At 70.6% G+C, this 22,203-nt stretch carries 16 protein-coding genes; 11 read left to right on the top strand and 5 right to left on the bottom strand.

Annotated elements, in window-relative coordinates:
- The first annotated feature begins 91 nt into the window (after positions 1-91).
- Positions 92-1,057, top strand: coding sequence for a myxosortase-dependent metalloprotease, MXAN_2677/MXAN_2678 family (locus tag D7W79_RS17935; protein ID WP_120526600.1), 966 nt, complete (start codon positions 92-94; stop codon positions 1,055-1,057).
- Between the two features lie 9 nt (positions 1,058-1,066).
- On the top strand, positions 1,067-1,786 hold the full coding sequence (locus D7W79_RS17930; RefSeq protein WP_120526599.1) for an HAD family hydrolase: 720 nt from the start codon (positions 1,067-1,069) through the stop codon (positions 1,784-1,786).
- A 33-nt stretch (positions 1,787-1,819) separates the two neighbouring features.
- On the opposite strand, the gene D7W79_RS17925 is transcribed toward D7W79_RS17930, so the two are convergent.
- Complete coding sequence (locus D7W79_RS17925; protein ID WP_120526598.1) at positions 1,820-3,880, bottom strand: TonB family protein; 2,061 nt, start codon at positions 3,878-3,880, stop codon at positions 1,820-1,822.
- 251 nt (positions 3,881-4,131) lie between these two features.
- Here D7W79_RS17925 and D7W79_RS17920 point away from each other — a divergent pair, with 251 nt between their 5' ends.
- From D7W79_RS17920 to D7W79_RS17895, 6 genes are read left to right on the top strand one after another with little or no spacing between them, the layout of a single operon-like run.
- A complete protein-coding gene (locus D7W79_RS17920; RefSeq protein WP_120526597.1) occupies positions 4,132-4,695 on the top strand; it encodes a chemotaxis protein CheW in 564 nt (187 codons plus the stop codon).
- Entirely contained in the window at positions 4,692-6,182 is a 1,491-nt protein-coding gene (locus D7W79_RS17915) for a CheR family methyltransferase (RefSeq protein ID WP_120526596.1), read from the top strand. The genes D7W79_RS17920 and D7W79_RS17915 overlap by 4 nt, the downstream gene beginning before the upstream one ends.
- 38 nt (positions 6,183-6,220) lie before the next feature.
- Positions 6,221-7,828, top strand: a complete 1,608-nt coding sequence (locus tag D7W79_RS17910) for a methyl-accepting chemotaxis protein (RefSeq protein WP_439099207.1) — start codon at positions 6,221-6,223, stop codon at positions 7,826-7,828.
- The gene (locus D7W79_RS17905) at positions 7,825-8,238 is read left to right on the top strand and encodes a response regulator (RefSeq protein WP_120526595.1); all 414 of its coding nucleotides are present in this window, start codon (positions 7,825-7,827) and stop codon (positions 8,236-8,238) included. The genes D7W79_RS17910 and D7W79_RS17905 overlap by 4 nt, the downstream gene beginning before the upstream one ends.
- Positions 8,239-8,249: 11 nt before the next feature.
- Positions 8,250-8,831, top strand: a complete 582-nt coding sequence (locus D7W79_RS17900) for a chemotaxis protein CheW (protein ID WP_120526594.1) — start codon at positions 8,250-8,252, stop codon at positions 8,829-8,831.
- A 15-nt stretch (positions 8,832-8,846) separates the two neighbouring features.
- Positions 8,847-11,390, top strand: a complete 2,544-nt coding sequence (locus tag D7W79_RS17895) for a hybrid sensor histidine kinase/response regulator (RefSeq protein WP_120526593.1) — start codon at positions 8,847-8,849, stop codon at positions 11,388-11,390.
- A gap of 92 nt (positions 11,391-11,482) precedes the next feature.
- On the opposite strand, the gene D7W79_RS17890 is transcribed toward D7W79_RS17895, so the two are convergent.
- From D7W79_RS17890 to D7W79_RS17880, 3 genes are all read right to left on the bottom strand, one after another.
- Entirely contained in the window at positions 11,483-11,689 is a 207-nt protein-coding gene (locus D7W79_RS17890) for a hypothetical protein (RefSeq protein ID WP_014398147.1), read from the bottom strand.
- Positions 11,686-12,330 carry a hypothetical protein gene (locus D7W79_RS17885; protein WP_120526592.1) on the bottom strand — a complete coding sequence of 215 codons (645 nt, stop codon included), beginning with the start codon at positions 12,328-12,330 and terminating at the stop codon, positions 11,686-11,688. Before D7W79_RS17885 ends, D7W79_RS17890 begins: the two co-directional genes overlap by 4 nt.
- A gap of 123 nt (positions 12,331-12,453) precedes the next feature.
- Positions 12,454-13,419 (bottom strand): histidine kinase dimerization/phospho-acceptor domain-containing protein, encoded by a 966-nt coding sequence (locus tag D7W79_RS17880; protein ID WP_244221830.1) that lies wholly within the window; start codon positions 13,417-13,419, stop codon positions 12,454-12,456.
- Positions 13,420-13,699: 280 nt separating this feature from the next.
- Between D7W79_RS17880 and D7W79_RS17875 the strand changes: the two genes are divergently transcribed.
- From D7W79_RS17875 to D7W79_RS17865, 3 genes are all read left to right on the top strand, one after another.
- Positions 13,700-15,775, top strand: a complete 2,076-nt coding sequence (locus D7W79_RS17875; protein WP_208729763.1) for a heparinase II/III family protein — start codon at positions 13,700-13,702, stop codon at positions 15,773-15,775.
- A 72-nt stretch (positions 15,776-15,847) separates the two neighbouring features.
- Positions 15,848-17,167 (top strand): nucleotide sugar dehydrogenase, encoded by a 1,320-nt coding sequence (locus D7W79_RS17870; protein WP_120526603.1) that lies wholly within the window; start codon positions 15,848-15,850, stop codon positions 17,165-17,167.
- A gap of 153 nt (positions 17,168-17,320) precedes the next feature.
- Positions 17,321-19,006 carry a TldD/PmbA family protein gene (locus D7W79_RS17865; RefSeq protein WP_120526602.1) on the top strand — a complete coding sequence of 562 codons (1,686 nt, stop codon included), beginning with the start codon at positions 17,321-17,323 and terminating at the stop codon, positions 19,004-19,006.
- Here the strand turns inward: D7W79_RS17865 and D7W79_RS17860 are convergent.
- Positions 19,003-22,095 (bottom strand): alpha amylase C-terminal domain-containing protein, encoded by a 3,093-nt coding sequence (locus D7W79_RS17860; RefSeq protein WP_120526601.1) that lies wholly within the window; start codon positions 22,093-22,095, stop codon positions 19,003-19,005. The genes D7W79_RS17865 and D7W79_RS17860 overlap by 4 nt on opposite strands.
- Positions 22,096-22,203 lie beyond the last annotated feature (108 nt).

The raw sequence follows: 22,203 nt of genomic DNA, 5'->3' as shown, positions 1-22,203 counted from the left end.
GGGATGGCTGCACCGCGGCGGCGGGGGGACTTGCCGTGCTGCCGCTGCTGGCCGCAGCCTCGCTCCTCGCGCGCCGCCGGCGGGGTGCGCGGTGAGCTGTCGCCTGCTGCTCCTGGGAATGCTGCTATGCGCGGGAGCGGCGGGCGCGCAGCAGGACTACAAGCGCACGCTCGTGCCGGGCCGGCCGCTGTGCCTGGTGTGGCCGGGGCGTGACTACGTCTACCACCTGGACGCGGCCGGCAGCACGCGCACGCCCGGGGACACGGAGGTCGCCGCCATCGAGGCGGCCTTCGACTCGTGGCGGGCGCTGTCCTCGACGTGCAGCGACTTCCGCTTCATCCGCGGCGAGGATTGGACGCGCTCCATCGCGGTCGGCTACGACGAGGAGCACCCCTACGACAACTACAACGTCGTCACCTTCCGCGAGCGCAACTGCCAGGACGTCGCCCCGCCGGACGATGCGTGCTGGGGAGAGGAGACGTGCGGCAACGTCTACCAGTGCTGGGCGCACGGGGGCGCCACCATCGGGCTCACCACGTCCTCGTTCAGCTTCAAGGACGGCTTCGTCGTGGACTCGGACATCGAGCTCAACGCGGCGGAGACGGATTACGGCCCCAGCTTCCTGTTCACCACCGTGAACGGCCCGCCGTGCTCGGCCACCCCGTCCACCGACTGCGTCGCCACGGACGTGCAGAACACGATGACGCATGAGATTGGCCACGTCGTCGGGTTGGACCACGTCTTCTCCGCGGGCTCCACCATGGAGGCCACCGCCTCGCAGGGAGAGACGTCCAAGCGGGTCATCGACGCGGGCTCCGCGGCCGGCTTCTGCTCCGCCTATCCGCGCGGCCTGCCGCCCACCCAGTGCCGCATCCCGGAGGACCCGGGCCTGAAGCTCGTGGCGGAAGGGAAGGGCACCGGCTGCGGCGCTTCCGCCGGAGGTCCGGTGCTGGCCGCCCTGCTGCTCTGGGGCGTGGCGCTGATCCGCAGGAGCAGGCGTTCAGCGGCCCCTCCGGCCGGCCTCCCTGGCGCTGCCTCGGGCGGGACACGCGGTTAGACTCTGGCCGTGGCCGTCGCCTTCTTCGACCTGGACAGGACGCTGCTCGCCGCCAACTCCGCGTCGCTCTGGGTGCGCCGCGAGCTGGCCCTGGGCCACATCTCCCGATGGGAGGCCCTGCGCGCCAGCCTGCTGCTGGCCCGCTATCACCTGGGCTTCGTGGCCATGCAGGACGTGCTGCTGCGCGCCACGGCCCTGCTCACGGGCTCCGACGCGAAGGATCTGGAGGCGCGCTCCGCGGACTTCTACGCGGAGGCCGTGCGTGGCCAGTACCGCCCCGGGGCTCTGGCCGCGCTGGAGGCCCACCGCGAGGCGGGAGACCGGCTGGTGCTGCTGACGTCGTCCTCGGGCTACCTGTCCGACCTGGTGGCGCGCGAGCTGCGCCTGGACGGCGTGCTGTGCAACCGCTTCGAGGTGGACGCGACGGGGCTGCACACGGGGCGCATGCTGGGGGAGGTCTGCTTCGGCGTGGGCAAGCGGCTCTACGCGGAGGCCACCGCGAAGGAGGCGGGAGTGCCGCTGTCCGCGTGCGCCTTCTACACGGACTCGTATTCGGACCTGCCGGTGCTGGAGGTGGTGGGGCGTCCGGTGGTGGTGAACCCGGACCACCGCCTGCGCCGGGAGGCCCGGCGGCGGGGCTGGCCGGTGGTGGACTGGGGCGTGCCTCCTGGAGGCGCCACCCCGTCCGTCCCACCGTCGCCGCCGCTCGTGCCCTCCACCGGCCCCTGAGGGACGCGGTGGAGGTCCGCCCGGCGCGCTTCTTCAGCGGCGCGGAGACACGAGCCGCATGGTGAAGGTGTAGTCCACGTTCACCGGACGGCCCTGGTACTGGATGGGCTTGTAGACGCGGGACTGGAGCGAGTCGAGCACCGCCCGCTCCATGTGCTGCACCATCTTCAGGACGCGGCAGTTCTCCACGCGGCCCTTGTTGGTGATGGTGCAGCGCACCGCGACGAGGCCCTCCGCCTTGATGGCGAGCGCCTCGCGCGTGTAGGCGATGTCCCGGCCCTCCTCCAGCAGCGTCGGCCGCTCCATGCCGTCGTTGAAGGGGATGACGGCGTTCGGGTTGACGGGCGCGAGCGCGCCGGTCGTCAGCGACGGCACCGCGAGGCTGCCCGCCGCGCTCACGGGGGCGGCGGCCGACGAGCCCAGCGCGCCCAGCGCCTTGTCCGTCGTCGTGGCGGGGACCGCCGCGGCGGCGGTGGCCGGGTTCGCCTGCATCATCACCGGCGCCGCCAATCCACCCGGCGTCGCAGGGGCCACGTTCTCGAAGTCCTCGGGGGTGGAGGCGCTGGCCAGGTCCACGCGGCTGGAGCGCTCACCGCCGCCCCGGCGCTTGGTCAGCTTCTGGGACAGCACCACCTCGCCGGAGCCGCCCGTGATGAGCGTCTCCGTCTGGTAGCCCTCCAGCGCGAACGTCAGCTCCGCGGTGATGCTCCCCTCGTTGCCCAGGGGCAGCTCCATCACGAAGGGCGTCACGCCCTTCTCCTTGCCCTTGTAGTAGACGCGCGCGCCGGACGGCTGGCTCATCAGCCGGAAGCGCACCTTGCCCGGCGCGGGAGGGGCCGTGGGGGCCTCCGCCACCGGCGCCGTCGTGGTGGGGGCCGTGGCCTGGGCCGCCGGCTGCGCGGGCTTCTCCTCCGGGCCGCCGCGCAGGAAGAACAGCGTGATGCCCACGAGCCCCGCCACCATCACGCCGCCCAGGGCGCCCATCATGAGCGTGCGCTGGCGGGCGCGCTGCACGTCCGGCGGCACGTCCACGCTGATGTCCACCGCGAGCCCGCCGTCCGCGGGCTCCGGGTTGCCCACGTTGGCGAAGAGCGGGGACGCGTAGGGGCCCGTCGTCGGCGGAGAGGGGTAGGGCCCCGTCGTCGAGGCGCCGCCCAGCCGGCGGAACACGCCGCTGTTGCCGCCCGCGGCCATGTGCGCCTCGCGCAGGCCCTCCAGCAGTTCGTCCATCGTCTGGAAGCGCCGCGCGGGGTCCTTCTCCATGCAGCGGCGCACCACCATCTCGATTTCCGGCGGCACCGCGAGGTCCGGGCGCACGGCCTGGAAGGTGGGGGGCGGCTCCTTGTAGTGGGCGAAGATGAGTTCGATGTGGTCGCGCGCGATGAAGGGCGGCCGGCCCATCAGCATCTGGAACAGCATGATGCCCAGCGAGTACACGTCGCTGCGCGCGTCCGCCACGTTGCGCGCCTGCTCCGGCGCCATGTACTGCGGCGAGCCCAGGAACGTGCCGTTCTGGGTGATTTCGGGGCTGACCGGCCCCTCCGTCTGCGGCGCCACGGACTTCACGAGGCCGAAGTCGAGGACCTTCACCAGGTCCTGATCCGCCTCGTTGAGGATCATGATGTTCGCGGGCTTCAGGTCGCGGTGGATGATGCCCAGCGCGTGCGCCTCGCGCAGCGAGCGGCACACCTGCTGCGCCACCGACACCGCGCGCGCCCAGGGCAGCGGACCCGCCTGGCCCAGCACCTGCTGGAGCGTGCGCCCCTCCAAGTACTCCATCGCGATGTAGTAGATGCCGTCGTCCGTCTGCCCGTAGTCGATGACGGTGACGGTGTTCGGGTGCCGGAGCTTCGACGTCAGCGACGCCTCGCGCAGGAAGCGCTTCTGGAAGCCCGGGTCGCGGCTGCTCGGGAAGTTGGGGTTGAGCACCTTGAGCGCGACGACGCGCTCCAGGGGGGCCTGCAGGGCACGGTACACCTTGCCCATTCCACCGACGCCCAGGGGCTCTAGAATGCTGAAGCGGCCGTTCAACGTCCGGCCGATGAGCGGATCCGTTCCCGGGGCCTCAGGGCTCGGGGAATCGCTCTTGATCATTCGTGTCCCCTAGAAGCTGCGTGCAGCATGGTTTCTCCGGCAAAAGCAGCGCACCCCTCATCCAAGCACAACTCGCCGGTGCGGCGCACCCCAAGGGGGTCCGGAATCCACCACGTCGGGGCAACCACGACCCCGGTCGCAGGGGGGGATGTGAGTCGCGACCTTCGGGTAAGCCCGCATTGCTTTGGACCGCGCTCCCGGATTACGGTTTTTCTTCCTGCCTGCCACGCGGCGGGCGGAGTTCTTCTTCGATGGCTGACACCCCCAGAGTCCCCGTTCCTCCGCAGGCGCGCCGGGTCTCCGTGCAACAGCGCTTGAGCGCGCTGGAGGCGGAGCAGAACCAGCTGCGCCAGGAGCTCGTCTCATTGCAGGGCGAGGTGCGCCTGCCCGGTCTCTACCTGACCGTGGAGGCAGGCAACACCACCGCGCTCGTGCCCGCGAAGCAGGTGCAGGAGGTGGTGCGGTTGGTGGCGCTGGAGCCGCTGCCGGGCGCGCCGGTGCACGTGTCCGGCTCCTTCGTCTACCGAGGCAGCCCGGCGGTGGTGGTGGACGTGGCGCGCCTGTTGGGCGTGAAGCGCACGCCGGATCTGGACTCGCTGCTGGTGGTGGTGGACGCGGGCCGCATGGTGGCGCTGCTGGTGGACCGGGTGAAGGACCTGGTGGAGACGCCGGTGCTGGTGGACGGCACGCCGGGCGGCGAGGAGAAGATGCCCTGGGACGGCACCGGGCTGATGGCCGGGCTGTGCCGCACGCCGGAGGGGCTGCGTCCGCTGCTCCGCACGAGCGCGCTCCTGAACGGCACGGAGGGCCTGTGAGCGACGGGCTTCTCGACGACGCAACGCTCGCGAAGGTCGAGGAGGTGCTCCAGAGCGCCTGCGGCCTGACGCTCGCGAGCAGCCTGCGTCGCTCGCTGGAGCCCGCGCTGGCCCGCGCCGCGCTGTCGCGCAACCTGTCCGGAGCGGCCTTCCTGCGCCAGCTGCTGATGCGCGAGCCGGCGGCGGTGGAGGCGTTCATCGAGCACGCCGTCATCGGCGAGACCTACTTCTTCCGCCACCCGGAGCACCTGCGCGCGCTGGTGTCGCGGGCCCGGCTGCACCAGGGCGGCCCGTTCCACGTCTGGAGCGCGGGCTGCGCGAGCGGCGAGGAGCCCTACAGCATCGCCATGGCGCTGATGGCCGCGGGGCTGGGCAACGGCGGGCGCTTCCGCGTGCTGGCGACGGACGTGTCCGGCCGGGCCCTGCAGCGCGCGAAGGCCGGCATCTACAGCCCCTGGTCGCTCAGGCGCATCGAGCCGGAGCTGGAGAAGCGCTTCCTCGCGTCGCACCCCGGCGCGGCGGGACAGGACACGCAGCACACCGTCGCCCAGGAGGTCGTGCGCACGGTGGACTTCCGCCGCCACAACCTGGCCACGGACGCGGTGCCGTCCATGGGCTTCCACGCCATCTTCTGCCGCAACGTCCTCATCTACTTCACGCCGGAGCTGGTGCGCGCGGTGCTGAGCCGGCTGGTGAGCGCGCTCGCCCCGGGCGGGCTGCTCTTCGTGTCGCCCGCGGAGGTGCCGCTCACCAACGGGATGGGGCTGGAGACGCTGGACGTGGAGGGCACCCCCGTCCTGCGCGTGCCCCTGGAGCCGTGGGCCGCGGGTGAATCCCCCCGGCGCGACCCGCAGGACGCCTTCGCCGCCGCCGCCGCGCTTCGCCGTCCCACGCCGGTGCCGGGCAGCCTGCGGGTGGAGCCCCGCCGCAACACGCCGGTGCCGGGCAGCCTGCGGCTGGAGCCCCTCCGTCCCACGCCCGGGCCCATGCCCGCCTACGTCCCGAGGACGCCCCCGCCGGCTCCGGCTCCGGAGGCGCCTCGTGCCGCGGCCTCCACGCCCGCCGCGCGCGCGGCCCAGGACGCGGGCCTGTTGACGCGGGCGCTGGAGGCGGCGCACGCGGGCCACTTCGAGGAAGCGGAGGCGCTGGCGCGCGAGGCGGCCCGGGCGCTGTCTCCGGAGGCGTACCTGCTGCTGGCGATGGTGGCCGAGTCGCGCAACGACCTGTACGCGGCGGTGGAGGCGGTGCGCAAGGCGCTGTACCTGGAGCCGCAGCTGGCGCTGGGACATGCGACGCTGGTGGCGCTCTACAGCCGCCTGGACCGGCGTGAGGACGCGGAGCGGGCGCGGCAGAACGCGCTGCGCGCGCTGGATGGATTGGATGACGAGCACCCGCTGCGAGGCGTGGAAACGACGATGACGGCGGGGGGACTCCGGCAGGCGCTGGCTCCCCGTCCTTCGCAGATGGGCTGGCAGGGCGCGCGCTGATCCTTGGGGCGCGCCGGTACACGTGAGGTGGGGACAACGTGGAAGCGAAAGGTTTGAAGATGGCGTCGCCTCAAGGGGCGGATTCGACCCGGCTCAGCCTGCGGACGAAGATCCTCGGGGGCACGGGCATCTTCGGCATCGTGCTGGTCGGCATCCTGACCTTCGCGTTCTGGATGCAGATGAGCGACGGGCTGCTGGATGAGCTCACCAAGCGCTCGCGCGCGGTGGGCATCGGCATGGCGTTCAGCGTGGCCGCGTCCGCGGCGGCGAACGACTCGGCCATGCTCCAGGCGGGCACGGACATGGCCCTCAAGAGCGTGCCGGACATCGCGTACATCGTGGTCCGCGACCCGAGCGGCAAGGTGCTGGCGCGCTCCGCGGGCGACGAGTTCGCCACCGCCGCCTCCGTGGAGCCCGCGGACGGGGACGGGGTGGTGGATCGCCTGCTGACGGTGGGCACGCTGCCCATCGTGGAGACGACGGCGCCCATCCTCTTCGGCCCGCCGGGAGGCACGCTCAAGCGCGTGGGCACCGTGCAGCTGGCGCTGGACCGCGAGGCGCTGGCGGACTCGCTGGCCTCCAGCACCTGGCGCACCGCGGGCCTGGGCCTGCTGGTGCTGGTGCTGGGCCTGCTGGCGGCGGCCGGCATGGCCAGCCTCTTCATCGTGCCCCTGGAGCGGCTGGCCCGCGCGGCGGTGGGCATCGCGGCGGGCGACCTGCGCCAGCAGATCGACACCAACGGCACGGACGAGATTGGCGAGCTGGCGCGCAGCTTCGCCACCATGGCGGACGCGCTGGTGCACCTGCTGCACGACCTGCGCGGCGCGGCCACGGACCTGGAGCACGAGGCCGCGGGCGTGCTGGCCACGTCCACGCAGCAGTCCGCGATGGCGCACCAGCAGGCGTCCGCCATCAACGAGACCAGCACCACGGTGGCGGAGATCGCCCAGACGTCCAAGCAGGCCACGTCCTATGCGGACGCGGTCATCGCGCAGACGCAGAAGTCGGAGTCGCTCAGCGCCCAGGGCCAGAAGGTCGTCACGGAGAGCGTGGAGGGCATGGAGAAGCTGGGTGAGCAGGTGAAGGCCATTGCCCTGGCCATCACCGACCTGAACGAGCGCACGCTGCAGATCAGCGACATCATCGGACAGGTGAAGGACGTGGCCGAGCAGTCCAACCTGCTGGCCCTCAACGCCTCCATCGAGGCGGCGAAGGCGGGCGAGCACGGCCGCGGCTTCGCGGTGGTGGCCACGGAGATGCGCACGCTGGCGGAGCAGTCCCGCATGGCGGCCGACCAGGTGCGCGTCCTCCTGGGTGAGGTGCAGAAGGGCACTCGCGTGGCCGTCACGACGACGGACGAGGGCAGCCGGCGCGCGCAGGCGGCGATGGAGCTTGCGCGCGGCGCGGGTTCCACCATCCTGGGCCTGTCGGAGGTCATCCGCGAGTCGTCCGGGGCGGCGCGACAGATCGCGGGCAACACGCGGCAGCAGACCATTGGCGTGGAGCAGATCGCCACGGCGATGGGCGAATTGACGTCCGCCATGAGTGATTCAGTGGAGGGCACCCGGCGCATCGAGCAGGTGGCCGGCAACCTCTCCATCTTGTCGAAGCGCTTCTCTGAACTTGTAGGCAGGTACCAGCTATGAACAGCAACGTGACGGGTGGGGCACGCAAGGCGGCGAAGGTGCTCATCGTGGAGGACACGAAGACCATCACCAACCTCCTGCAGGTCTACCTGATGGGGTGGGGGCTGGACTTCATGGACGCGCCCAACGGCGCGGTGGGACTCAAGCGGGCGCGCGAGCAGAAGCCGGACCTCATCATCTCCGACGTGCAGATGCCGGAGATGGACGGCTTCGCGCTGTGCGCGGCCATCCGGGCGGACTCGAAGCTGCACGACACGCCCTTCATGCTGCTCACGTCGCTGAAGGACGACGCCAGCCGGCAGAAGGGAAAGCTCGTCGGCGCGAGCGCCTTCCTCAACAAGCCGGTGTCCGTGGACGACCTGCGCTCCAAGGTGCGGGACATCCTCAAGCTGCCGGCCACGAAGTACTGACCGGTCCGCCCATGGCTACCGAAGACCGCAAGCTGCTGCCCATCGACTTCGACGAGCTGAAGGCCTCGCTCGACGCGGCCCAGATGCTGCTCGAGGGCGCCACGGTGGTGAGCGCCCACAAGCGGCGCGAGGTGCTGCACCAGCGCGCGGTGGCGCTGGCCAACTCGCGCCACGAGGTGCGCCAGGAGGTCGTCACCGTCCTCGCCTTCCAGGTGGGCGGCGAGCGCTACGCGGTGAAGATCGACTTCGTGGACCACGTGCTGGAGTCGCGCGGGATGTGCTCGCTGCCCGGGGCGCCGCGCCACGTGCTGGGGGCGCTCCTGTCGCGCTCGCGCATCGTGCCGGTGCTGGACCTGCGGCAGCTGTTGGGGCTGGAGGGCGGGGGCATGTCCGACCTGAGCAAGGTCGTGGTGGTGGAAGTGGAGGACGAAGCGTTCGGGTTGGCGGCGGAGGTCGTGGACGGACGGCTGGAGTTGCCGCGCGCGGAGCTGTCCCAGCCGCCGCCGGGCCCGTTCCTGTTCCTGACGCCGGACCGGCTCACGGTGCTGGACCTCACACAGCTGGGCAACCCGGCGGCCGCTCGGCGCGGCTAGAGGGGACTGGGTTTCATGGATCCGCAGTTGCTGCGCAGCATCTGGCCGGTGTTCGCCGCGGAGACGCGCGAACAGATTCAGGCCATCGGGTCGAAGGTGCTGGGGCTGGAGCAGCCGGCCTCCGCGCGCGAGCCGGACCTGCTGCCGTCGCTCAAGCGCGTGGTGCACAGCCTCAAGGGCTCCGCGGCGAGCCTGGGGCTGGACGACATCGAACGCATCGTCCACGCCATCGAGGACGGGCTGTCCCACGTCAGCGTGGACGAGCCCATCTCCCGGAGCTCCGTGGAGGCGATGCTGCGGGGCCTGTCCGCCATCGAGAACGCCCTCAACCGGGGCGACGCGGGTGAACAGCCCGTGGTGGACGGCGTGGCCGCGCTGCTCAGGGCCCTGGGCCACGAGGCACCGGTCGCTCCCACGTCCGACGAAGCCGCGAGCTCGGGCCCGCTGGGCGAGGACGGGCTGAAGGCGCTGACCGCGCTGGAGGCGGCGCTGAGCCGGCTGGTGTCCCCCAAGGTGGAGGACCGGGCGGGCGCGGTGCGCGCGGCGGTGGACCAGGCGCACGCCCTGCGCCACAGCGCGGAGGCCGTCCAGGCGGATCAGGTGGCCGCGCTGGCGGAGGCGGCGGCGCTGGGCTTCACGCGCATGGAGGAGGGCGGGGACGCGGCGGGACAGGCGGCGTCGGAGGTGGCGGGCGCGCTGGTGGACCTGCGCATGGCGCTGGGCGTGGTGGAGGAGGCCCCGGCGGTCCAGGAGCCCGCGCCGCAGAAGCCGGCTCCGGCTCCCCCGGCGAAGCCCGCGGCGCGCGCGACGGCCGCGGCTCCGGAAGGCCGCGGCGGGGCGGTGGACCGCGCGGTGCGCGTGTCGGTGAAGACGCTGGACTCGCTGGCGCTCCAGGTGGAGCACCTGGTGTCGGGGCGGTCACAGCAGGGCCGGCGCACGGAGGGGTTCCGCACGCTGACGGATCAGGCGCACGAAGTGCTGCTGCACCTGGAGCGCGCCGCGTCGCAGCTGGCCATGGCCGGCGGCGGGCCCGCGCTGGAGCCGCTGCGCACGGGCGTGGGCCTGATGCGCACGATGCAGAAGCGCCTCTTGGAGCAGGCGAAGGAGGCGCACCGCGACGGCGAGCAGCAGTCGCTGGTGGCGCAGGTCATCCGCGACGACCTGCGCGACCTGCGCATGGTGCCGGCCTCGCAGGTGCTGGAGCCGCTGCGGCGCACGGTGCGCGAGACGGCGTCCCGGCTGGGCAAGGAGGTGGCGCTGGAGCTGGGCGGCACCGACGTGCGGCTGGACCGGCGCATCGTGGACGCGCTGAAGGATCCGCTGGTGCACCTGGTGCGCAACGCCATCGACCACGGGCTGGAGATGCCCGAGGCGCGCAAGGCGGCGGGCAAGGCGGAGACGGGGCGGCTGGTGGTGCGGGTGGAGGCGCGAGGCACGCGCATCGGCGTCATCGTGGAGGACGACGGCGCGGGCCTGGACCCCGTGCGCGTGCGCGCGACGGCGGTGCGCCGGGGCCTGATGAACCAGGAGGCCGCGGACAAGCTGTCGGACGCGCAGGCCGCGCGGCTCATCTTCCAGCCGGGCTTCTCCACGCGCGAGGAGGTCACGTCCACGTCGGGCCGCGGCGTGGGGCTGGACGTGGTGCTGGCCACCGCGCAGCGGCTGCAGGGCAGTGTGGACGTGGAGTACACGCCGGGCAAGGGCACGCGCTTCATCGTGGACCTGCCGCTGACGCTGGCGGCGGCGCTGGGCCTGCTGGTGCGCACCGGCACCACCATCACCGCGATTCCCTCCGACACCGTGAAGCGCGTGCTGCGGCTGGACGCGGACGACGTGGGCACGGTGGCGGGGCGCGTGGTGGCGCGGCTGGACGGCGAGCAGCTCACGTTCCTGTCGCTGTCGGAGGCCATCGGTCTGCCGCGCATGCCGCTGGCGCTGGAGTCCGGCCGGCGGCAGACGGCGGTGCTGCTGTCGCTGGGCGATGACCGCGTGCTGTACGCCATCGATGAGGTGGTGGGGCAGCAGGAGCTGGTGGTCCGCTCGCTGGGCAAGCACCTGCGGGAAGTCACGCACCTGGCGGGCGCGGCGGTGCTGGACGACGGCCGCGTGGTGCCGGTGCTCAACGCGCCGGAGCTCTTGCGCGCGGCCAAGCCGGACACGCGCGCGGCCGTGGGCGAGTCCAAGATGCCGCGCATCCTGGTGTGCGACGACTCGCTCACCACGCGCTTCGCGATGAAGTCCCTGCTGGAGATCGCCGGCTACCCGGTGGTGACGGCGTCGGACGGCGAGGAGGCGTGGCAGGTGCTGGAGCGCGTGCACTGCCACCTGGTGGTCAGCGACTGGCAGATGCCCCGGCTGGACGGCGTGGGCCTGGCGCGGCGGATCAAGGGTCACCCCATGTTCCGGCGCACGCCCATCATCCTGGTCACGTCGCTGGACAGCAGCGAGGACCGCGCGGCCGGCCTGGAGGCGGGCGCGGATGGCTACCTGGTCAAGCGCGAGGTGGAGCGCGGCAAGCTCCTGGAGCTCGTGCGCCAGCTGCTGCCCGGCTCCGCGTGAAGCAGGGCAGGGCGGCTTGAAACGACGACGCCCCGTCCTTCGCAAGGTGCGAGGGACAGGGCGTCTTTTCGTTCCAGCCGGGAAGCGCTGCTTCAGCGCGGGCGGACCCACGCCTTGGGCCAGTCGTCGAACTCAGTCACTTCCTGGTCGTCGACGAGCAGCGTGTACATGGACTCCTCGGGGAAGTCGCCGATGCGCAGGCGCAGCTCCTTGCCCTCCGCCTTGGTGCGCAGCGGGTGGAGCGGGTCCGACGTCTTCACCCATTCCAGCTTCTGCTTCATCAGTTGATCAGCGGTCATAGCTTTGCCTGCGGCTTGGCGTAGATGTTGTCCACGGCCTGGTTGGTGCGCTGCGAGCTGTTGATGATCTTGTCGTACGCCTGCGCCTCGCTCAAGCCACTCTTCTTGGCCTCACCGACGAGCTGGTCGAACGAGGGGCCGTCCAGCCGGCCGTACTTGAAGAAGTCGCGCGCCTTGAGCATCGCGGATTCAAACGTGCCCATGAACTGGCGCGCGTCCACGCGGGCCTTGTGGCGGATTTCGTGGGCCGCCTTCGCGCGGTCCTCCAGCGACGCGCCCTGCGCCTTGAGCTTCGCGTCGTTCGCGGGGATGCCGGCGATCTGCTGCTTGTACCAGGCGCGGATCTCCGTGTTCGTCGTGGGCTTCTTCGCGCCGCTCGCCTGCGCGTTGTTCACGCTCGCCGCCCCTTCCGGGTTGCGCGGGCGGGTGCGCGACGGGCTGCCTGCGGACACGTCGCCAGGCGGCCGGTTGGCCGTCGGGGGCGCCGAGTTCGACCGGCCAGGCCTCGTCGGCGTCGCGGAGGACGTCGTCGTGTTGGGCTTCGAATCCACGGAGTTGGTGCGGCGCGGCGGCTGCGGCGTCGTGGGCAGCGCCGAGTCGGACTTCGTGGAGCGCACGCTCGAGCTTCGGTTGAGCTTCATGGGGAGACCTTCGGGGGAGGGAAGGAAAACCGCTTTCCCTTTTATCGCATTGATGGGTAGGCGAGTTGCGACCTCCGCCTACCTTTCGCGCGTCATCCCGACGTCTCCTGCTTTCTCATACCCCTAGCGGTGAGCGGGTACGGGAAAGGCGTCATCCCCCGGCAGCACCAGGGTGATGTCCAGCCGGGGCTCCACGGCCACGGCCAGCGTGCCCCCCAGGCGTCCCACGAGCTGCCGGAGCACGGCCTCGTTGCGCGCCGTCAGCGCCGCGCCAGGGCAGGCCTGGACGCGCAGCAGCCAGTGGGGGGCCTCCAGGGCCGGGCCCAGGTGGACGTCCACGGCCACGGCGCCAGCGGTGCCCTTGGCCAGGGTGCGCGCCAGCAGCTCCCAGTCCGCCCGGGCGCCCCGCACCGGGACGGTGCGCTCCTCGGGCAGCGTCAGCGTGGGGGCGGCCCTTCCACGTCCCTTCACGGGCGCGAAGGCGCGCTCCAGCACGGGGCGCAGGTCGTCCAGGCCCGGCACGGACGGCGCCAGGCGCCGGTCGATGAGGTCCTTCTGGTCCGCGGCGACCTTGGCGATCCGCTCCAGGTAGCGCTGCGCCTGCGCGCCCAGCGGTCCCCCGGTGCCCTTGATCATCATGTCCACGTAGCCCCGTATGACCATCAGGGGCGTGCGCAGGTCGTGCGCCGCGCGCGAGCGCCGCTTGTCCTGCGCCGCCACGGTGCGCTCCAGGCGCTGCTTGTCTTCCAGCAGCCGGGCCTGCCGCGCGCCCTGGGCCACCTCGCGCGCGTGCGCCGCGAGCAGCGCCGGAGCGAACGCGCTGAAGCGCGCCACCACGCTTCGCTGCGACGTCGTCAGCGGCGCGGGCCACACCTCCAGGACGGAAGCGCGCTTCGTGGACTTGCTGTCCGTGGGTTTCGCGCGACGGGCGGGGACGTTCCCCACCATCATCACGCACACGCGTCCTTCATAGAGGGCCGCGCCGGTCGCACCGGTCAGCCGCAAGGACGCCTTCAACAGAGCCTCCAGGCCCGCGCGCGTTCCTCCGCGCAGCGCCTGCTCGGCCACCGCCGTCAGCGTCGTTTCCATCCTGGCATCGAGGTCGTCCTCGATGCGCCGCCCCATCCAAGCCCCAGCCCGCACGCGCCAAGGAATGGCCATGCCTCCATGGAGGCGCAACGGCTCCAACGTGGAGCACTTCCTTTCCACGTCAGGCAGCAATCCTTTACCCACCATGATCCGGTCGAGCGGACATTTTTACCGCCCTACGGGCAGGGTGGACGCGCCAAACCCTTGCTCTCACTGGGAAAAGGTTTTGGCCAGCCGCTTGCTATCACCTGCCCACGTCAGGCTGGGCGGGAAGGGGCGGATGGGTACTCTCGATTACTACGCGACGATGGCTCGGATGGCACCTGCGGCGCTCGCGAAGAGCGCGGTCCGCCGGGTCCAGAGCGTCGCACGGAAGGCGGTCTACCGCCGCCGCGAGCAGGTGGACGAGGCGCAGCTGCTGGAGTCCTTCGGCGCCACCCGCGCCGAGGACCTGGTCACGCTGGCCCTGGATCACCGCACCGCGCGGGCCTGGTGCGAGCTGTCGCAGCGCGAGTCCGCTCGCGCTGCCATCGAGAAGCTTCCGGGCGCGAAGGCGCGCACGCTGGAGCGCGCCGCGCGGGCGCTCCGTCAGGAGTGGGACGTCTTCGGCACGCCGGTGTCTTTCGGCGAGGGCAAGCCGGTGGACTGGTCCCTGGAGCCGGTGAGCGGCCGGCGCTATCCAGTGGATCCCGTGGAGCGCATGCCGCTGCACGTGACGGGCATGGATCCGAAGTACCCGTGGGTGATGGGCCGGCTGGACAGCGTGGTGGCCCTGGCCCAGGGCGCGTGGGTGGCGGACACGGAAGCGGAGCGCTCGCGCTTCGCCACGGCCTTCGTCGCGCAGGTGCTGGACTTCCTGCAGGCGAACCCCGTGGGCATGGGCGTCCACTGGACGTGCTCCATGGAGATTGCCCTGCGCGCGGCGAACGTCGCGCAGGCGCTGGCGATGTTCGCGGACCGGCCGGAGGTGCGCCGTCCGGAGTTCCTGGTGCCCGTGCTGGGCGCGCTCGCGGAGCACTGCGCGTGGGTGGAGGCCCACCTGGAGGACACCAGCGCGGTGCCCAACAACCACCTGGTCTCCAACTACGTGGGGCTCGCGGTGACGGGGCTGCTCTTCCCGGAGCTGCCCGGTGCGCCCCGTCAGGTGGCGCTCGCGGCCAACGGCCTGCGCACGCAGATGGAGGCGCAGGTCCACCCCGAGGGCACGTCCTTCGAGGGATCCATTCCCTACCACCGTCTGTCGGTGGAGCTGTTCACGCTGGCCTACCTCATTGCTCGCGGCGCGGGCGTGTCGCTGGGCCCCGCGTATGAAGCGCGTCTGCGATTGATGTTCGTCGCGGCCCGCGCCTGGTCTTCTGAATCCGGTCTGGCGCCGCAGATTGGCGACAACGACAGCGGCCGCGTGTTCCCGTTCCAGGACCGTGAGGACGGTGATCAGAGCTACCTCGCGGGGCTGGGCGCGGCGCTGTTCAACGACGCGGGGCTGGGCGGCGGCGTGTTCCCGGACGAGGCGGCGTGGCTCCTGGGCAACGCGGGCCTCGTGCGTTTCAACGCGCTGCCCGCGGCTGCCGCGCCTGGGTCTGTAAGCTTTGCGGAAGGTGGCTTCCACATCTTGCGCGGCGAAGGGGTCGTGCTCACCGTCTCGGCCGGAAAACAGGGGCAGCGGGGCGTCGGAGGACACAGCCACAACGACAAGCTTTCCTTCGAGCTTCACCTCAATGGCCGTCCCGTCATCGTCGACCCCGGCACGGGTTCGTACACGCGGGATCCGGCGCTGCGCAACGCGATGCGGAGCACCGCGGCGCACAACACGCTTCAGGTGGATGGGGCCGAGCAGGCCCCGATGGATCCGGCGCGGCTCTTCGCGCTGCCGGAGGATGCCCGGGCTCGCGTCGTGGCCTTCCAGCCCGGCGCGAAGCATGACCGGCTGGTGGTGCGCCACGACGGCTACCGCCACCTGCCGGCCCCGGTAGGGATTGAGAGGACTTTCTTCCTCGACCGGCACGTGCGTGCGCTGGCCGTGGGGGACCGGCTCGTCGGAACGGGCCGTCACGAGGTGGTCGGACGTTTGCATCTGCCCGATGGGCAGGCGCGGTGGTGCAAGCCCGCGGCGGAGGTGCTGGCGCGGGCAGGGCGCGTGCAGGAGGGGCCGGAGGCCTTCGATGCGCGGGCTCTGGAGATTGGACCGGCGGAGGCGCCCGTGGGTTGGGTGCTCTTCGGGCGGGGGTTGGAGACCTCGCTCGTGCCGTCTTGCTACTCGCCCGGGTATGGGCGCGTGGTGCCGGCGGTGTCGGTGGAGTTCCGGAGGCAGCTGACGCCTCCGGCTTGGTTGGGGTGGGTGTTCGTCTTCAGGTGATTGGTGTGGGTCGGGACGTGTGAGCCGGCGAGGCCTCACGTCAACTGCTGGGGAGTAACGACAATGCGCGTGATGGTTGGCAACCCGTTGCTGGGTCGGATTCAGAATCGGGAAGCGAAGGTGGGCGTGGTGGGTCTCGGGTACGTCGGTCTTCCGCTGGGCATGGCCTTCGCGGAAGCGGGCTTCCCGGTCACGGGGCTGGACGTCGACCAGCGCAAGATCGACAAGATCGCCAAGGGTGAGAGCTACATCAAGCACATCCCCAGCGCGCCGCTGGCGGAGCTCACCAACGCCGGCAAGCTCAAGGCGACCAACGACTTCGCGAAGTCCCGCGAGCTCGACTGCGTCATCATCTGCGTGCCCACGCCGCTGACCGCGTCGCGTGAGCCGGACATGAGCTTCATCGTCGCGACGGGCGAGGCCCTGGCGCCGTACGTGCGCCCCGGCCAGCTCTTCATCCTGGAGTCCACCACCTACCCGGGCACCACTGAGGAAGTGCTCAAGCCGCTGCTGGAGAAGAACGGCCTCAAGGCGGGCGTGGACTTCTTCCTGGCCTTCAGCCCGGAGCGCGAGGACCCGGGCAACAAGGGCTTCAACACCAAGACGATTCCGAAGGTCGTCGGCGGCTACTCGCCCGCGTGCCTCGAGGTCGCCACGGCCCTCTACGGCAGCGCCCTGAAGGAAGTGGTGCCGGTGTCCTCCACGCGCGTGGCGGAGCTCGCCAAGCTGCTGGAGAACATCTACCGCTGCGTGAACATCGCCATGGTCAACGAGATGAAGATGCTCTGCGACCGCATGAACGTGGACGTCTGGGAGGTCATCCAGGCCGCCAGCACCAAGCCCTTCGGCTTCCAGCCGTTCTACCCGGGCCCCGGCCTGGGCGGGCACTGCATCCCCATCGACCCGTTCTACCTGACGTGGAAGGCGCGCGAGTTCGAGTTCCACACCAAGTTCATCGAGCTGGCCGGTGAGGTGAACTGGCAGATGCCCTACTACGTGGTGCAGCGCACGATGGAGGCGCTCAACCAGAACAAGAAGGTGCTCAACGGCGCCAAGGTCCTCTGCATCGGCGCGGCGTACAAGAAGGACATCGACGACTTCCGTGAGTCCCCGTCGCTGCGCGTGATGACGCTCCTCAAGGAGAAGGGCGCGGACATCAGCTACCACGACCCGTACGTGAAGGAGCTGCACAAGGGCCACGGCTTCAACATGGAGATGAAGTCCGTCCCGCTCGATCCGGAGACCCTGAACCAGTACGACGCGGTGATGATCCTCACGGACCACTCGCACATCGACTACAACGAGCTGGTCCAGCGCTCGAACATCGTCGTCGATACGCGCAACGCGACCAAGGCCGTCACGCAGGGCCGCGAGAAGATCGTCAAGGCTTAAGCCCCGTCGCAGACAGGGCATGCGGGCAGGAGGGTCCTCGCTTCACGCCAGGCGCGTGAGGGGAGGGCCCTCGCCTGTTTTTCGCTACAGTGCGCGGCCGTGCCTGGCCAATCCCGTCCCCTGTTCCCGCTGTTCCTGGCCGTGTCCCTCCTGATGGGTGCGGCGCCCGCGTCCGACCCTCGCGCCCAGCTCCTGGACGCGATGGGCGCGGAGCTTCAACGCAACCAGCAGCAGCTCAAGGTGACCGGCCATGAGGCGCCGTACTTCCTGAGCTACGGCGTGAAGGACTACGAGTCGCGGCTGATCATCGCGAGGTACGGGGCGCTGTTCCAGGACGACGACTACCGCGAGCGCAAGCTGGGCGTGGACGTGCGCGTGGGCAGCTACGACTACGACAGCTCCGTGGCGGACTCGCTCGACTTCGGCTTCAGCACCAGCAAGGGCTCCAGCTTCACGTCGCGCAAGGACGGGCCGCTGGACGACTCGCCGCTCGCGCTGCGCACGGCGCTGTGGCTGGTCACGGACGAGAAGTACAAGGCCGCGCTCTTCCAGTACCTGAAGAAGAAGGGCGAGGACGTCTACACGGTGGAGGACCCCAAGCGCCCCGCGTCCTTCTCCAAGGAGACGCCGGCCACCTACGTGCAGCCGCCGGTGGCGTTCCCGTTCGACCGGGAGAAGTGGCGCAGGGTGGCGCGCGAGGTGTCCGCGCGCTTCAACGCGCACCCGGAGCTGTTCGACTCGGAGGTGCGCATCACCGCGGACAAGGCCACGCGGCTGTTCGTGTCCTCCGAAGGCACGCGCCTCATCACGGAGGAGACGCTGTACGCGTTCCACGTCTCCGCGGTGACGCGCGCGCCGGACGGGCAGCTGTTGGACAACTCGCGCAGCTTCTACCTGCCCACGGAAGCGGGGATGCCCGACGAGGCCAAGGTCCACGAGGCGGCTCGGAAGGTCATCGACGAATTGCTCGCGCTGCGGCAGGCGCCGGCCATCACGCCGTACGCGGGCCCGGCCATCCTGGCCCCGGAGGCCGCGGGCGTGCTCTTCCACGAGACGCTGGGGCACCGGTTGGAGGCGGACCGGCAGGACGGCGACACCGACGGCAAGACGTTCAAGGGACAGGAGGGGAAGCAGATCCTCCCGGCCTTCCTGTCGCTGCGGGATGATCCGTCCAAGCGCGAGGTGAACGGCGAGCCGCTCAACGGCTACTACCTCTACGACGAGGAGGGCGTGAAGGGTCAGCCGGTGAGCCTGGTGGAGAAGGGCGTCCTCAAGGGCTACCTGATGAGCCGCCACCCGGTGGAGGGCTTCCCGAAGTCCAACGGCCACGGGCGCGGGCAGGGCACGCTCCAGCCGGTGGCGCGCATGGCCAACCTGCTGGTGGACAGCACGAAGCAGGTCAGCGACGCGGAGCTGAAGAAGATGCTGATCGCGGAGGCGAAGCGGCAGGGCAAGCCCTACGGGCTCATCATCCGCGACATCACCGGCGGCAACACCAACACCTCCAGCTACGGCTACCAGGCCTTCAAGGGCGTGCCGCGCATGGTGTACCGCGTGGACGTGAAGACGGGCGAGGAGACGCTGGTGCGCGGCGTGGAGATCGTCGGCACGCCGCTGTCGTCGGTGAACCGCATCCTCGCCACGGGCCAGCGGCTGGGCGTGTTCAACGGCTTCTGCGGCGCGGAGAGCGGCAACGTGCCCGTGTCCACCGTGGCGCCCGCGGTGCTGCTCCAGGAGCTGGAGCTGCAGCGCACCATGGAGGGCAAGGACCGGCCGCCGCTGTTGCCCAGCCCGGCCGCCTCGTCGAAGCAGGCGGCCGGCGCGGACGCGAAGCGCTAGCCGACCTTCTTCAGCACCACGTAGCCGGCGGCGGGGATGTTCACCGGGGTGTTCCCGCCGTTCAGCGTGGCGCCGTAGTTGCCGAAGTTGCCGCCGCCGTACACCGCGGCGTCGCTGTTCAGCACTTCCTTCCACTGCCCCGGGGGCAGCGGCAGCGAGTAGCCCTCCAGGTTCTTCTTGTTGAGGCTGCCCACCACGAGGAACTCCTCGTTGCCCGACTTGCGCGTGAAGGCCATCACGCTGTCGTCGTTGTGGGTGTAGACGCGCTTGACCTCCGCCGCCGCGCTGAAGGCGTTGCTGCTATTCCGCAGGCCGATGGCGTCCTTGTAGAAGTTGAAGGACTGCCGGCGGGTGACGTCCAGCATCGCGTCCTTGCGCTCGGAGGCGGGCAGGGCGGCCACCTCCGCGAACAGCTTCTTGTCGTCCGCGGAGAAGGCCTTGTACGCGCTGTCCTTCGCGCGAGCGTCCGGGGACAGCTCGAAGAGGCGCTCGTAGGTGGCCTTGGTGGCGTCGTTGAAGGTCACCTTGCCGAAGTCCACGCCCTTGCCCACGTCCTGCCAGCTCCAGTCGCTGTCCCAGGTGGACGGGTTGCCCCAGCGGAAGTCGTTCTGGGCGCCGAACTCGTCACCCTGGAAGAACATGGGGATGCCCGGGCCGGCCATGCCGATGCCGGCGGCGAAGCGCGCGGCGCCGCGCGACCACTGGTCCGGGAAGTCGGTGGCCTTCTCGCCCTCCGCGGTGTTCATGGTGCGCTCCGCGTTCCCCACCTCGTCGTGGTTGGAGATGATGGACAGCGCGTGCTTCCAGTCGTCCAGGCCACGCGGCGACGTCATCAGGTTCACGAACGCGTCCACGTCCGTCTTCATCCCGCGCGAGGCGGCCTGCACCAGGCCCGGCTTGCTGTTGTCGCGCACCAGCCGGTGCTGGAACTCCGTGTACCACTGGGCGTCGAAGCCGCCGCCCGTGCCGTCCGACTTCGCGGGGCGCGAGATGTCCGGGTCGTAGTCGAACTGCTCCGCCACGGTCCACGCGTTCGGGTTGATGAAGTGCACCTGGCGGTTGATCTCGCGGAGCATGTCCCAGCCCGCCTTGCCGCCCACGCCCTTGATGGGCTCCGTGAAGTCGAAGCGGAGGCCGTCGAACTTCAGCTCCGCCACCTGCTGCACGGCGTGGTCCACGAACAGCTGCTTCACCTGCGGCGTGTCGTACGCGGGCACGGCGCCCCACGGCGTGTCGCGCTGCTCGAACTTGCCGGGCTCCTTGGCCCAGTTGAAGTAGGGGTTGCTGGGGCCGCCCACGTTCCACAGGCCGTTGTAGTCGCCGAAGACGTGGTTGTAGACGACGTCCGACACCACGTTGAGACCCTTGCCGTGGGCCTCGTCGATGAAGCGCTTGAGGGCCTCATCGCCCTCCACCCACTGGCCCGTCTCGTCCTCGAAGCCGAAGGAGCTCTCCGCGGCCAGGTTGTTGACGCCCAGGTAGCCCCAGTTGCGCGAGCCCTCCACCTCGTTGGTGGGCAGGAGCTCCAGCGTGGTGACGCCCAGCTCCTTGAAGTAATCCAGCTTCTTGATCAGGTCCTCCATGGTGGAGCGGTTGGCGTTGCCCGCCTGGCCCAGGAAGCTGCCCACGTGCAGCTGGTACACCGTCCACTTCGACGGATCCTTCTCACGCGGGACGTTGTCGTTCTTGAACTGGAACTTCGTCGGGTCCGTGAGGATGGAGCCGCGGAAGGACACGCCGCTGCTCTGGGTGATGAGGTCGCTCCACGGGTCGTTCTCCGACGACGCCAGGCGCTCCGTGTCGGAGAGCTTGCCGTCGTTGTTCACGTCGTCGCGCAGGTGCAGCTTGCCCTGCGCGTCCTTGTCGAACACCTGGAACTCGTAGCGCAGACCCGCGAGCTTGTCCGGGTCGTTGACGAGCGTGGTCCACGCGCCGCCCTGGTTCGTCATCTTGATACGGCCGTCGTCGGTGACGTTGCGCGACCAGAAGTCGTTGAACTTCCCGCCGCGCAGCTTGTCGATGAGCGTGTCGTCGAACTTCCCCAGCCGCTCCTGCAGCTGCGCCTTGTTGAGCGGCTTGCCGTCGCCGTCCTTGAGGACCAGGTACGCGCTGTCCGCGCCCTCGGCGTCGTCCACGTCGAAGCGCATCAGGCCGGTGGCGCCCGTGAAGTAGCGGTCCACCTCCTTGCCACGCGTGGGGTCCAGGTAGAGCCGGTCGATGCCGCGCTGCTCGCCCATCATCCGGCGCGCGTAGGGGTCCGGCCGGTCGCTGACGGCGCCCGTGGAGTCCACCACCTCGTAGACGTAGGCCTTGCCCTCCATCTGCGCCCACGCGCCCTTGGCCTGCGCGGTCCAGTTGCCGCCCTCGTCGCGCGTCAGGGGGATGCGCTGCTCGCGGCCCTGCTTGTCCGTCACCTTCACCTGCACGGCGCGCGCGTCCGGCGCCCAGAACTTGAAGGACACGTCCTGGCCGGAGCGCTGCGCGCCCATGGAGTGGTACGTCGTGGGCGCGTAGGACGCGGTGGGCTTGGACAAGTCCAGCTTGAGGTTGCCCTCGCCCATCACCGCCCACTGGTCCTTGCCGGACGGGCCGTCCACGCTGACGCCCCACTCCCAGTTGCGCGCGAGGCCGTCGTCCGCCACCTTCACCGTGGCCTCGTACTTGCCGTTACCCAGCGGCTTCATGGGGATGCCGCCGGAGGACCACTGCGCGTCGAAGCGGCCGTTCGCGTCCCAGCTGCCCTTGAGCTTCGGGTTGGTGAGCTGCGCGTGCGGGCCCGCGTCGTACGTGAAGGTGATGGTGCGCGTCGTCGGGTTCGCCACCGTCGCGTTCGACTTCACGGCGGACGTGGGCGCGGCGCCCAGCAGCGCGCTCGCGTTGGCGGAGCGGGCCAGGTTGCCGGAACCGGCCACCGGCGTGCGGGCGCCCGCCGCCGGAGCGGACTCGAAGCCGGACTGGTTGCGCTTCACGGCGGCGGCCTTCGCGGCGGCGGCCTTCTGCTGCGCGGCGAGCTTCGCGGGATCAACGGTGGAGGAGCCCGTGGTGGGGGACGAGGTGAGTTTCGGGCGGTTGATTTTAGAATCAGTCACGGGGGAGACCTCCGGCGGCCCACGCATAGCGGGCTTGCTCAACTTGTCGGACTTGGGGCCTCCGGAGTTGTGTCCGGGGGCGTGGAAGTGGGCGAATGTGGGGCAGGG

The sequence above is a fragment of the Corallococcus exercitus genome (assembly GCF_003611585.1).
Taxonomy (GTDB): domain Bacteria; phylum Myxococcota; class Myxococcia; order Myxococcales; family Myxococcaceae; genus Corallococcus; species Corallococcus exercitus.
The sequence above is the reverse complement of the archived record's forward strand: the minus strand, read 5'-3'. Positions and strand labels throughout refer to the sequence as shown.

Bases quoted from the DNA above. Each gene is read 5' to 3' on its own strand.
- D7W79_RS17925 (WP_120526598.1), bottom strand. From the start codon at position 3,880: ATGATCAAGAGCGATTCCCCGAGCCCTGAGGCCCCGGGAACGGATCCG.
- D7W79_RS17920 (WP_120526597.1), top strand. From the start codon at position 4,132: ATGGCTGACACCCCCAGAGTCCCCGTTCCTCCGCAGGCGCGCCGGGTC.
- D7W79_RS17905 (WP_120526595.1), top strand. From the start codon at position 7,825: ATGAACAGCAACGTGACGGGTGGGGCACGCAAGGCGGCGAAGGTGCTC.
- D7W79_RS17900 (WP_120526594.1), top strand. From the start codon at position 8,250: ATGGCTACCGAAGACCGCAAGCTGCTGCCCATCGACTTCGACGAGCTG.
- D7W79_RS17895 (WP_120526593.1), top strand. From the start codon at position 8,847: ATGGATCCGCAGTTGCTGCGCAGCATCTGGCCGGTGTTCGCCGCGGAG.
- D7W79_RS17890 (WP_014398147.1), bottom strand. From the start codon at position 11,689: ATGACCGCTGATCAACTGATGAAGCAGAAGCTGGAATGGGTGAAGACG.
- D7W79_RS17885 (WP_120526592.1), bottom strand. From the start codon at position 12,330: ATGAAGCTCAACCGAAGCTCGAGCGTGCGCTCCACGAAGTCCGACTCG.
- D7W79_RS17880 (WP_244221830.1), bottom strand. From the start codon at position 13,419: ATGGAAACGACGCTGACGGCGGTGGCCGAGCAGGCGCTGCGCGGAGGA.
- D7W79_RS17875 (WP_208729763.1), top strand. From the start codon at position 13,700: ATGGGTACTCTCGATTACTACGCGACGATGGCTCGGATGGCACCTGCG.
- D7W79_RS17870 (WP_120526603.1), top strand. From the start codon at position 15,848: ATGGTTGGCAACCCGTTGCTGGGTCGGATTCAGAATCGGGAAGCGAAG.
- D7W79_RS17865 (WP_120526602.1), top strand. From the start codon at position 17,321: ATGGGTGCGGCGCCCGCGTCCGACCCTCGCGCCCAGCTCCTGGACGCG.